The sequence below is a fragment of the Variovorax sp. GW822-FHT04A09 genome (assembly GCF_058801005.1).
In genome coordinates this window covers 150,176-160,995 of record NZ_JBXAMV010000009.1, presented here as the reverse complement: position 1 = coordinate 160,995, position 10,820 = coordinate 150,176, and the positions used below count along the sequence as shown (strand labels likewise).

Sequence of the window (10,820 nt, the reverse complement as noted above, 5' to 3'; positions counted from 1 at the left end):
CACTGTTTTTTCAAACCGCGTCAACTTTCGAAGACTTTCTTCACCACCCACAACCAACGCTCCTGAGAGCACCAGTCGCTTCGAACACCAGAGGTATTCAGCAGCGAAGCCCACGAGTATATGACAGATTTCGGCTCGTGCAAGCCAAGCCAAAAGAAACTTGAAGAAGACCTTTGCCGCCGCGCTCGCCGCCCGCTTCAAGCCTCTTCCCTGGTTGCCGATGTCTCTCCCAGGGGATTCCAGCCCCCTTCTATATATAGAGCGTCACAAAGAAGCCTTCTTCCCCGCCCGCCAGGCGCCGTCACCCGCCCCTCCGATAATCCGTGCCACATGGCACTCATCACACTCCTCGACGCGCAGCTCGCGTTCGGTCACGTCCCGCTGCTGGATCATGCGGACTTCTCTCTTCTCGAATCGGAACGCATCGGCCTGATCGGCCGCAACGGCGCCGGCAAGTCGTCGATGCTCAAGATACTGGGCGGGCTGGAAAAGCCCGACGACGGCACGCTGCAGTTGCAGCAGAACCTGCGCGTGGCCTACGTGGCGCAGGAACCCGCGCTGGACATGGATGCGGAGGTCTTCACCGCTGCCAGCCAGGGCCTGGGCGAAGTCATCGCCATCCGTGACCTGTATCTCTCTGGCGCGGATGGGCTCGACCTGGACGCCCTGCAGTCCAAGATCGAAGCCTACGACGCCTGGAACTGGGAGCAGCGCGTCGAAGAGACGCTGCACCGCCTCCACCTCGACCCCACCGCGCGCGTCGGCTCCCTCTCGGGCGGCACGCGCAAGCGGGTCGCCCTGGCCCAGGCCCTGGTGGCCGCGCCCGACGTGCTCTTACTAGATGAGCCGACCAACCACCTGGACCTCGACTCCATCGAGTGGCTGGAACAGCTGCTGATCGACTTCAAGGGCAGCGTCGTCACCATCACCCACGACCGCAGCTTCCTGAACCGCGTCGCCACCCGCATCGTGGAGCTCGACCGGGGCAAGCTGGGTTCCTACCCGGGCAACTTCGAGCAGTACCTCGTCCAGAAGGAAGAGCAGCTCGCCCAGGAGGCGATCATCAGCGCCAAGGCCGACAAGCTGCTGGCGCAGGAAGAAATCTGGATCCGCAAGGGCGTCGAAGCCCGCCGCACGCGCAGCCAGAGCCGCATCACGCGGCTGCAGGAATTGCGCGCCAGCCGCGCCGCGCGCCGTGAGGTGCAGGGCAGCGTCAACATGGATGTGGCCTCGGGCCAGTCCAGCGGCAAGATCGTGGCCGAACTCACCGAGGCCTCCAAGTCCTTCGGCGAGAAAACCGTGATCCGCGGCTTCAGCGGCACCATCCTGCGCGGCGACAAGATCGGCCTGCTGGGCCCGAACGGCGCCGGCAAGACGACGCTGCTCAAGCTGATCCTCGGCGAACTCGAGCCCGACAGCGGCAAGATCCGCCGCGGCACCAACCAGCAGGTGGCGTACTTCGACCAGATGCGCGACAAGCTCGACCTCGACGCCACGCTGGAGGACTTCATCAGCCCCGGCAGCGAGTGGATCGAAATCGGCAGCCAGAAGAAGCACGTCAAGAGCTACCTGTCGGACTTCCTGTTCTCGCCCGCGCGCGCCAACTCCCCCGTGCGCTCGCTCAGCGGCGGCGAACGCAACCGCCTGCTGCTGGCGCGCCTGTTCGCGCGCCCGGCCAACGTGCTGGTGCTCGACGAGCCGACCAACGACCTGGACATCGACACGCTCGAGCTGCTCGAAGGCCTGCTGCAGGACTACGACGGCACCGTGTTCCTCGTGAGCCACGACCGCACCTTCCTCGACAACGTGGTGACCAGCACGATCGCCTTCGAGGGCGATGGCCGCTGGCGCGAGTACGAGGGCAGCGTGGAAGACTGGCTCATCCAGTCCAAGCGCGCGCGCGAAATCGCCGAGCAGCGCCTCGCGTCGGCACCACCGCCGCCTCCAGCCGCCGCACCAGCCCCGGCGCCCGCGGCTACAACCGCCGCAGCCCCCACCGGTGGTCCCCGCAAGAAGCTCTCTTACAAGGAGCAGCGCGAACTCGAAGCTCTGCCCGCGCAGATCGAAGCCCTCGAAGCCGAGCAGAAGCGCATCAGCGAAATGCTCGAACTCGACGGCGGCGCCATCTATGCAAGCGACGCCTCGCGCGCGGTCGAGCTGAGCGAGCGCCACGCCAAGATCGACGACGAGCTGCTCGCCGCGCTGGAGCGCCAGGAAGAACTCGGCGCCGGGCGCTGAGCGCCGTCTTCCTGCGCCGGTTGGCCGCCCGTCCCACCCACGGCGGGCGCCAACTCGGCTATACATGCGGCACCGCCTTCCCAAGCCCCCGGAAAGACCCCGCCGCATGCCTTCTTCTTCCTTCCACGCGTTGGTCCGCCGCAGCGTCGCGCTGCTGGCCCTCCTGGTGCTCGGCGCCTGCGCGCAGCTGCCGAAGGAGGTGGACCGCCCCGTCTCGACCGCGCTCGCCTCGCCCGAGGGCACGGCGCTGGCCACGCTGCTGCGGGAGCGCCGCAACGCCGACAAGGCACGCTTCGACTCGGGCTTCCTCTTGCTCGGCGGCCCGCAGGCCGCCTACGGCAGCCGGCTGGCGCTGATCGAGAACGCGCAGAAAACGCTGGACCTGCAGTACTACGCCATCCACGCCGACGCCAGCACCGGCCGACTCGTGCGCGGGCTGCAGGCGGCGGCCGAGCGTGGCGTGCGGGTGCGCATCCTGCTGGACGACTTCCACACCATCGGCCGCGACGCGCTGGTGCTCGGCCTGGCCTTCATCCCAAACATCGAGATGCGGCTGTTCAACCCGCTCGCGGGTTCGCGCGGCACCGGCTTCAACCGCATGCTCAACGCCATCGGCGAGGTCTCGCGCATCCAGCAGCGCATGCACAACAAGCTGTTCCTGGCCGACAACGTGATGGGCGTGACCGGCGGGCGCAACCTGGGCGATGCCTACTTCGGCAATGCCACCACCGGCAACTTCGTCGACGTCGACGTGCTGGCGGCCGGCCCGATCGTGCAGGACCTCTCGCGCAGCTTCGACAGCTACTGGAACAACGAGCGCGCCTACCCCGTGCAGTCGCTGGTCTCGCGCGAGGAGTTCCAGCGCATCCGCGACCGCGCGCGCCGGGTCGACCAGGAACTCAGCGACGAAGCGGCCGAAGCGCGCAACCAGCCCAAGCCCCCGGACGGCGAGCCGCGCCCCGGCGCCGGCCCCACGCCAGAGCAACGGGCCCGCGCCTGGGACGAGAAGCCGCTGGACCTGCGCAGCGCCGCCTTCGTCTGGGCCCCGGCCCTGATGCTGGCCGACGCGCCCGGCAAGATCCCGGCCGACAGCGGCCCCGGCGCGGTGCGCAACCCCGACCTCGTGGTGAGCCGGCCCGAGCTGCCCTCGCGCAGCGCCACCGCGCTGGCCGACCTGGCCTCCAGCGGCGACACGGTGGTCGAAGGCCTGCTGCACCTGATCGGCCAGGCGCGCACCGACCTGCTGATCATCTCGCCCTACTTCGTGCCCGGCCCCGACATGCAGCAGGCCTTTGCTGCGGCACGCGCGCGGGGCGTGCGCATCCGGGTGCTGACGAATTCACTGGCCTCGAACGACGCGCCCATCGCCCACGTCGGCTATGCGCGCCACCGCAAGGCGCTGCTCGCCGCGGGCGTGGAGCTCTACGAGCTGCGCAGCGAGCAGGCCGACTTCGGCAACGTGTTCGGCTCCTCGGGCGGCAGCGGCGCGGGCAGCGTCAGCGGCGAATCGCGCGCGATGCTGCACTCCAAGGTGCTGGTGATGGACGGCCGGCTGCTGGTGGTCGGCTCGATGAATCTCGACCTGCGCTCGCAGCTGCAGAACACCGAGATCGCGCTGCTGATCCGCAGCGGCGAACTTTCGCGCATGGCCGCCGAGCAGATCGAGCGCGGCATGCGCGAGCGCGCCTGGCATGTCGAACTCGCGCAGGGCACGCTGGTGTGGCACGCGCCCGAGGGCAGCGGCCTGCAGGACACGGACACCGAGCCCGACGCGAGCGCCACGCTGCGCTTCCTGCTGCGGCTGTTCGGGCCGCTGGCGCCGGACCAGTTGCTCTGACGGGTCCGGCGAGACCCCGCCGGGGTCAGTGCTTGTGCTGGTGCGCACCGCCCGCCGCGGGCGCGGCAGCAGCGGCGCCTTCGGGCGCACCGACCGGCAGCTTCAGCTCCAGCGTCGTCTTCGCGCCCTTGGCGTCCTCGAACTTCAGGGTCATGGGCACGGTCGCGCCCTTGGTCATGGCGCCCTTCAGGTCCATCAGCATCACGTGGTAGCCACCGGGCTTGAGCTCGACGGTCTTGCCGGCCGGCAGCTCGAGGCCGCCCGCGAGTTCGCGCATGCGCATGGTGTCGCCTTCCATCTTCATCTCGTGCACCTCGGCCACGCCGGCGGCGGGCGTCGAGATGCCGACCAGCTTCGTGCCCGTGGGCGCGGTGAGCTTCATGAAGGCACCCGTGCCGCTCTGGCCCGGCACCGACTGGCGCACCCAGGCGTCGCGCACGTCGACCGTGGCCACGCCCTGCGCCACCACGTCGAGCTTGGCCGCGGGCTTCTTCAGGCCGGCCGTGGTGCTGCCCGCGGCGGGCACTTCGGCCCAGTCGACGCTGCCGACGTCGCAGTCCTGGCGCACCTTGAACCACAGCGGGCCCGGCGTGGCGGGCACCTTGCCGCGCAGCACGAACTCGCCGCGCTCGCTGCCGGGCAGCGCGTTCTGCGGCGTCTCGGCCGTCCAGCGCACTTCACCTTCGGCGCTGCCGGCCTTGGGCGCGTCGAGCTTCCAGCCCTTGCGCGCCTGGGCGTCGGTGAGCACGAAGCCCTTGGGCAGGCGCACGGCGAGGCCAGTGGTGGCCTTGGCGCCTTCGCAGGCGTGGCCGACGCGGAAGGCGGCGTTGTACTCGCTGCCGACGGTGGCGCCGCCCGGGGGCAGGCTCACGTGGGCGCCGGCGGCGCCGGCACCGGCCAGCAGAGCGCAGGCGGCGAGGATGTGGAAAGTGGGGGTCGAAAGCTTCGTCATGGCGTGTGTCCTTGGAGAGGAAAAAGTGAGGGTCAGAGGTCGAACTTCAGTTCGGCCACGAAGGTGCGTTGCGGGTACGGGTGGAAGGCCCAGTAGGTGCGGTTGTTCAGGTTGTCGATGCCGACGGCGGCGCTCCACTGGCGGTCGATGCGGTAGCGGATGCGCGCATCGACCACGAAGAACTTCGAGAAGCCCATGAAGGCCATGCCGTTCGGGTCGCTGTTGTCGAGCGTGCCGTACTGCCGGCCGCTGTAGCGCGCGCCGACGGTGTAGCTCCACTTCGCATCGGGCCGGTAGGTGGCGAGCAGCGAGGCGCGCACCTTGGGCACGCGCGGCTGGTCGCGCCCGACGCTGGCCGGGAAGCCGCGGTTGGCGGTGATCTTCGAATCGGTCAGCGTGAGGCTGCCGCCCAGGTCCAGCCCCTGGATGCCCGCGTCGACCGTGTTGATCGCCACCTCCAGCCCCCGCGTGCGGATGGCGTCGACGTTCTGCACGGTGCTCACGAGGTTGGTGAGCGCCTGGGTGTACAGCGCGTCCTTCGTGTGCTCGAAGAACAGCGTGGTGCGCAGCACCCCGTCGACGCCCCAGCGCTTGAGGTCGCGCTCGGCGCTCAGCTCGGCGGTCCACGAGCGCTCGGGGCGCAGCTCGGGGTTGGTGTTGACGATGCGGTTGCCCTCGATCGAGCCCTGGTAGAGCTCGCTCACGGTGGGCATGCGCACGGCGCGGCCGACCGAGGCCTTGAAGTGCCAGTCGGGCGTGGCCTGCCAGGCGAGCGCGGCCTTGGGCGAGACAAAACTGTTCTTGCGCGGCGCGAAGTCGAGCAGCCGCGCCGCATTGCCGAGCTGGCCGCCGTAGGCCTCCCAGCGCTCATGGCGCAGCCCCAGCGTGGTCTTCCAGTCCTTCGCGAAGCGCCAGGTGTCCTGCACGTAGAGCGAACGCAGTCGCGTGTTGCCGTTGAAGGCTGAGAACGGCGACACGGCCGGCCCGCCGATCCAGTCGCGCGTGTTGCCGATGGCGCTGCGCAGCCGCGCGGTGTCCTGCTGGACGCCGAAGTCGACCACGTGCGCGCCCACGCCTTCGGCCGAGCCGGTGGGCCGCCAGGTGCCCGCGGCCTTGAAGGTGTGCCAGCCCGTGCCGCCCATGTCGGTGGTGCGGCCGGGGCCGCCGTAGAAGGCGCCCGGCAGCGCCGTGGTCGGCGTGCGCGAGGTGTCCTTCGCGTAGTCGAACAGGCTCGCCGCCACCTCCCAGTCGAACACGCCGCCCGTGTGGCTCTTCACCGAGAGGCCGTGCATGTAGTGCGTGAGCGCCGTCTCGGTCGGCGCGAAGGCCGCCGCCGGTGCGTCGAGGTTGTAGGTGCGTCCGCCGAGGTTCACGCGCCCGCCGTACACCGGCTGGCCGAGCGCATCGCGCAGGTAGGTGTCGGTGCTGCCGTGCGTGGTGTTGTGCCAGGCGCCCAGCGTGTAGGTGGCGCGCACCGTGGGCGAGAAGTCGTAGGCCAGCTTGAGCTTGGCCTGCTCCTGGGTGGTGTCGTAGGCGGTGATGCCGCCCAGCAGCCACCACGGCTGGTTCGACGGGTTCAGCCCGAGCACCGCGCCGGTGACGGGCGTGCCCGCGCTGCCCACCGTGCCGGCGCTCACGAGCCGGTTGGCGAACGACAGCGACTGCCCCTTGCTGTGGGTGCGCGAGGCGCCGAGCCACCACGACCAGTCGCCGCTGCGGCTGCCCAGCGACAGGTCGAGCTGCTGGCCGCCCGGCGACGAATGGCTGTTGTACAGGTCGAAGTTCGAGGTGAAGCCGCTGAGCTTGACGTGCGCCTCGAGCTGCGTGGGCATGCGCGTCACGTAGTCGACCACGGCGCCCACCGAGTTGCCCGGGTAGGCGGCCGAGAACGGGCCGTAGAGCACGTCGACGCGCTCGATCTCGTCGGGCGACACCATGCCCCAGCGCGGCGCGAAGGTGGCGCCGTTGCCCAGCGGGTTCGACAGCATGATGCCGTCGGCGTAGACCATCGCGCGCGCGCTGTTGCCCGTGCCCGAGGCGCGGGTGGCCAACACCGCGTGGTTGAAGTCGCCGATGTAGCGCTTGCGCACCAGCAGGCTCGGCAGGTACTTGAGCGCGTCTTCGGCGTCGGTGGCGTTGACCGTCTCGGCGATCTGCTCGGCGGTCACGCCTTCGATGGTGGTGGGGATCTGCGTCGGCAGCGAGGTCGGCCGGCCACCGCTGATGGTGACGGTGCCGAGCGTGCGGCCCGGGGCAGCTGTAGCGCCGGCCTCGGGCGGATCAACGTCCGGCGGCGTTTGCTGCTGCGCCCACACCGGCGCGCTGAAGGGAAATGCCATGGCGATCGCCAGGGCGCGGGAGTGCTGCTTCATGGGGAACCGGCTCCACGAACTTCAAGCCAAAGGGACCGCCTGCGCGCACCCGGGGTGCATCGACAGACAGCGCTGTTGCTGATCGCTCAGGCGGAACGCGGAGGCCCACGGGCCGGAAGCGGCGCGGCCGTGGCCGCGGCATGGCGCGCGGCGGGAATGGGTTGAAGCACGCGCCCCAGCGGCAGGGGCGCATCGAAGGCGGCGGCCACGGGCGGCGGGGGCGGCGCGCCGGTCAGCACGCACAGCGGGCAGTCCATGTGCGTGGCGCCCATGTCCTGCACGCCGTCTTCGGTGTGCACCACCACCTTGATGGTGCCGGCGCCGGAACACACCAGTTCCATCGCCTGCGGATGCACCACCGGCGACGCCACCGCCACGCCCAGCGACAGCACGAACCACAGCAGCACCCACCGGCCGAGGCGGCCGATCAGGCGGGGGTGGGAGCGCAACGTGTGCATGGCGGTCGCGATTATCGGCGCACTTTGCTGTTGGTGGCCTTGGGGGCGGCACGGGGTGCGGCCTTGCCTTTCGGCGCGGCAGCGGCTTTGGCGGTCGGCTTGGCCCCGCCCTTCGCGGTCGCCTTCTGGCCAGCGCCCTTGACTGCCTTCTGCCCCTTGACGTTCTTGCCACCGCGCACCGCCTTGCGGGCCGGCGGCTCGGGCGCGGCGAGCGCCGGCATCGGCAGCGCCTGCTGCGCCTGCGCCTCGGTGAGCACCGGCGTGACGCGAAAGCCGCGCGCCGCCATCAGCGTGGGCAGGCCCTGCGCGCCGACCATGTGCAGCGCGCCGACCGCGGCGAACGCGCTGCGCCCGCCCGCGTGCAGGCGCTCGATGCCGTCGGCCAGCCCGGGGTTGCGGTCGTCGAGCAGGCGCTTCATGAGGCGCTGCTCGGCCGGCGTGTTCAGGCACTCGCACCACTCGGCGTAGCGCGCCAGCCGGGCCGCGTCGCTGCGCGCCCAGACATCGGCCAGCGTCTTGAGCTGGCCGCGCAGCCGGCCCGATTCGAGCTCGTCGAGCATGGCGTCGATCTGCTCGGCCTCTTCGGCTTCGGAGCCGCCGGTGAGCCAGCGCAGCTGGTCGGCCGCGTTCTCGAGCGCGACGATCGGCTTGTTGCTGTTGCGGGCCGAGACGGCCAGCGTCTCGTCGACGCCGAACTCCGCATACAGGCCGTCGGCGCGCGCCGCCAGCGCGGTCAGCGCCGTCACCTGCAGGATGGGCGGCAGCCGGGCGGTCGAGCCCGGCGACACGCAGGCCTCGGCGTTCTGGCGCTCGAGCCGGCGGGCGCGTTCGCCGCTGAGCACGCGCGCCACCGCGGCCGGGTCGGCCGGCTGGCTCAGGGCGCGCACCGTGGCGTCGTCGCGCGAGTCGAGCTCCAGCGCGAGCGTGTCGCTCTGCGCCAGCGCCTTCTGCACGGTGGGGCCGGGGCGCACCCATTCGCCGCGCCCCAGGTGCAGGGTGCCGTAGAGCCAGGAGGTGCGGCCGTCGCGCTCGATGCGCCACAGCAGGCCGCGGTCGATGCCGTTGCGCAGGCCGATGCCGGGCTTCTCGAGGCTGGCGATGGCCGAGGGCGGGCAGGCGGCGGCATGTGCGGCCACCGCGATGAAACAACCACCGACTGCCGCGAAGGCCTGGCGGGGCAGACGTGCAAGAAGGCGCTGGGGCGCCGGCCGGTCGGTGCCGCGCGACAGCAGGCGCAGCGGTGCGACGAGGGCTCGGAGTATCCGCAAGGCGAGCTCCATGATTGAAAGAAAGTCCGGCATTCTCACAGCACCGCTGCCCATAATCCAAAACCATGCAAAGCATCTTTCACCTTGCCTTCCACGTGCGCGACCTGGACGGCGCCCGCCGCTTCTACGGCGACGTGCTGGGCTGCGCCGAAGGCCGCAGCACCGACACCTGGGTCGACTTCGACTTCTTCGGCCACCAGATCTCGCTGCACCTGGGCGAACCCTTCGCCACCACCCGCACCGGCCGCGTCGGCGATGCGATGGTGCCCATGCCGCACTTCGGCATCGTGCTCGCGCTGCCCGACTGGCAGGCGCTGGCCGGGCGCCTCGAAGCCGCCGGCACCGAGTTCGTGCTGAAGCCGCAGGTGCGCTTCGAAGGCCAGCCGGGCGAGCAGTGGACGATGTTCTTCTGCGACCCCTTCGGCAACCCGATCGAGGTCAAGGGCTTCCGTTCGCTCGACACGCTTTACGACAAGTGACCCTGCGCTCGCCCGCTCCCGCTTTTCGGGCGCCCCGGGCGGCCGCGTCCCTCCTCGGCCCGGCCGCGATCGCGTTGGCCGCGCTGCTGGGTACCCCGACGGTCCACGCGCAGCAGGAGTGCGAGCTGAACGGCCAGCGCGTGAGCCCGGCCGACGGCAACAGCACCGCCGGCAAGACCGGCCTGATGCGCTGCAAGGACCGCGGCAGCGGCGAGCTGCAGCGCGAGCAGCAGGTGCAGAACGGCGTCTTCATGGGCCTGGTGCGCTTCTATGAAAAGGGCAAGCTCGCGCGCGAGCACACCGTCAACGCCAAGGGCAACATGCACGGCCGCGCGCGCGAGTTCGCGCCCGGCGGCCAGGTGCTGCGCGACGCCACGTACGACGACGGCCAGGAGCGCGGCCTGGTGCGCAGCTTCTACCCCGGCGGCCAGCTGCGGCGCGCCACCTTCTACCCCGACCGCGGCACCGAGCGCGCCATGGTCGAGTTCACCGAGCGCGGCCAGATGTCGATGCTGCGCTGCGCCGAGGCGCCGGTGCTGGCGCCGGTGGCCGACGATGCCAGGCTGTGCGGCTTCACGGGCGGGCCGTCGAACGTCGACCTGTTCGACGCGCGCGGCACGCTGCGCTCGCGGCTGTCGTACCAGGCGGGCAAGCGCGTGCGCACGCAGGAGTTCTACGACAACGGCAAGCCGTCGGTGGTCGACGAGACCACCGGCAACCGGCGCGTGGAGCGCAGTTTTTCGTCCGAGGGCGTGAAGCGGCGCGAAACCGTGTGGCTGCTGGTCGGGCGCTCGTCGATCCGCCAGCGCGAGCAGGAGTTTTCCGACCGCGGCTCGCTGGTGCGCGACCAGCGCTGGAACGCCTCGGGCGAGCCCCTGAGCGACGACAGCTACCACCTCAACGGCCAACCGCGCAGCAAGGCCGTCTACAGCGGCGCCGGCAGCGAGCGCACGGTCGACGTGACCGAGTTCTACGACAGCGGCCAGCGCGCCGCGCAGGGCCGCTACCTCGCGCCGGGGCGCGGCCGGCAGGTGCCCGTGGGCACGCACCAGCGCTTCAATGAAAAGGGCGAGCTGCTGGCCGAGTCGAGCTTCGACGACAAGGGCCGCGTGACGCGCGAACGCAGCTGGGACGAGAACGGCGAGCTGCAGCGCGACGACGAAGTCTTCGAAGACGGCTCGCGAAAAGCGTTCGCCCGCTAGGACGAACGCCCCTG

The 10,820-nt window shown here is 70.6% G+C and carries 9 protein-coding genes; 4 read left to right on the top strand and 5 right to left on the bottom strand.

The window, feature by feature from the left end:
* A partial coding sequence (locus AC1RLW_RS31050; RefSeq protein ID WP_493196223.1) for a hypothetical protein occupies positions 1 to 201 on the bottom strand: 201 nt, incomplete at its 3' end.
* Positions 202 to 330: 129 nt separating this feature from the next.
* Here AC1RLW_RS31050 and AC1RLW_RS31045 point away from each other — a divergent pair.
* The gene (locus tag AC1RLW_RS31045) at positions 331 to 2,238 is read left to right on the top strand and encodes an ATP-binding cassette domain-containing protein (protein ID WP_493196221.1); all 1,908 of its coding nucleotides are present in this window, start codon (positions 331 to 333) and stop codon (positions 2,236 to 2,238) included.
* Positions 2,239 to 2,344: 106 nt separating this feature from the next.
* Positions 2,345 to 4,075, top strand: a complete 1,731-nt coding sequence (locus tag AC1RLW_RS31040) for a phospholipase D family protein (protein WP_493196220.1) — start codon at positions 2,345 to 2,347, stop codon at positions 4,073 to 4,075.
* A 25-nt stretch (positions 4,076 to 4,100) separates the two neighbouring features.
* Here the strand turns inward: AC1RLW_RS31040 and AC1RLW_RS31035 are convergent, their stop codons facing one another.
* From AC1RLW_RS31035 to AC1RLW_RS31020, 4 genes are all read right to left on the bottom strand, one after another.
* The gene (locus AC1RLW_RS31035; protein ID WP_070063854.1) at positions 4,101 to 5,027 is read right to left on the bottom strand and encodes a copper chaperone PCu(A)C domain-containing protein; all 927 of its coding nucleotides are present in this window, start codon (positions 5,025 to 5,027) and stop codon (positions 4,101 to 4,103) included.
* Positions 5,028 to 5,059: 32 nt separating this feature from the next.
* Positions 5,060 to 7,399 (bottom strand): TonB-dependent receptor, encoded by a 2,340-nt coding sequence (locus AC1RLW_RS31030; RefSeq protein ID WP_493196218.1) that lies wholly within the window; start codon positions 7,397 to 7,399, stop codon positions 5,060 to 5,062.
* 86 nt (positions 7,400 to 7,485) lie between these two features.
* Positions 7,486 to 7,857, bottom strand: coding sequence for a DUF2946 family protein (locus AC1RLW_RS31025; protein ID WP_493196216.1), 372 nt, complete (start codon positions 7,855 to 7,857; stop codon positions 7,486 to 7,488).
* A gap of 11 nt (positions 7,858 to 7,868) precedes the next feature.
* Positions 7,869 to 9,125, bottom strand: a complete 1,257-nt coding sequence (locus AC1RLW_RS31020) for a TraB/GumN family protein (protein ID WP_493196215.1) — start codon at positions 9,123 to 9,125, stop codon at positions 7,869 to 7,871.
* 65 nt (positions 9,126 to 9,190) lie between these two features.
* Here AC1RLW_RS31020 and AC1RLW_RS31015 point away from each other — a divergent pair, with 65 nt between their 5' ends.
* Positions 9,191 to 9,604, top strand: a complete 414-nt coding sequence (locus AC1RLW_RS31015; RefSeq protein ID WP_062482861.1) for a VOC family protein — start codon at positions 9,191 to 9,193, stop codon at positions 9,602 to 9,604.
* A gap of 74 nt (positions 9,605 to 9,678) precedes the next feature.
* Positions 9,679 to 10,806 carry a toxin-antitoxin system YwqK family antitoxin gene (locus AC1RLW_RS31010; protein ID WP_493196213.1) on the top strand — a complete coding sequence of 376 codons (1,128 nt, stop codon included), beginning with the start codon at positions 9,679 to 9,681 and terminating at the stop codon, positions 10,804 to 10,806.
* Positions 10,807 to 10,820: the final 14 nt, after the last annotated feature.

Bases quoted from the DNA above. Each gene is read 5' to 3' on its own strand.
- AC1RLW_RS31045 (WP_493196221.1), top strand. From the start codon at position 331: ATGGCACTCATCACACTCCTCGACGCGCAGCTCGCGTTCGGTCACGTC.
- AC1RLW_RS31040 (WP_493196220.1), top strand. From the start codon at position 2,345: ATGCCTTCTTCTTCCTTCCACGCGTTGGTCCGCCGCAGCGTCGCGCTG.
- AC1RLW_RS31035 (WP_070063854.1), bottom strand. From the start codon at position 5,027: ATGACGAAGCTTTCGACCCCCACTTTCCACATCCTCGCCGCCTGCGCT.
- AC1RLW_RS31030 (WP_493196218.1), bottom strand. From the start codon at position 7,399: ATGAAGCAGCACTCCCGCGCCCTGGCGATCGCCATGGCATTTCCCTTC.
- AC1RLW_RS31025 (WP_493196216.1), bottom strand. From the start codon at position 7,857: ATGCACACGTTGCGCTCCCACCCCCGCCTGATCGGCCGCCTCGGCCGG.
- AC1RLW_RS31015 (WP_062482861.1), top strand. From the start codon at position 9,191: ATGCAAAGCATCTTTCACCTTGCCTTCCACGTGCGCGACCTGGACGGC.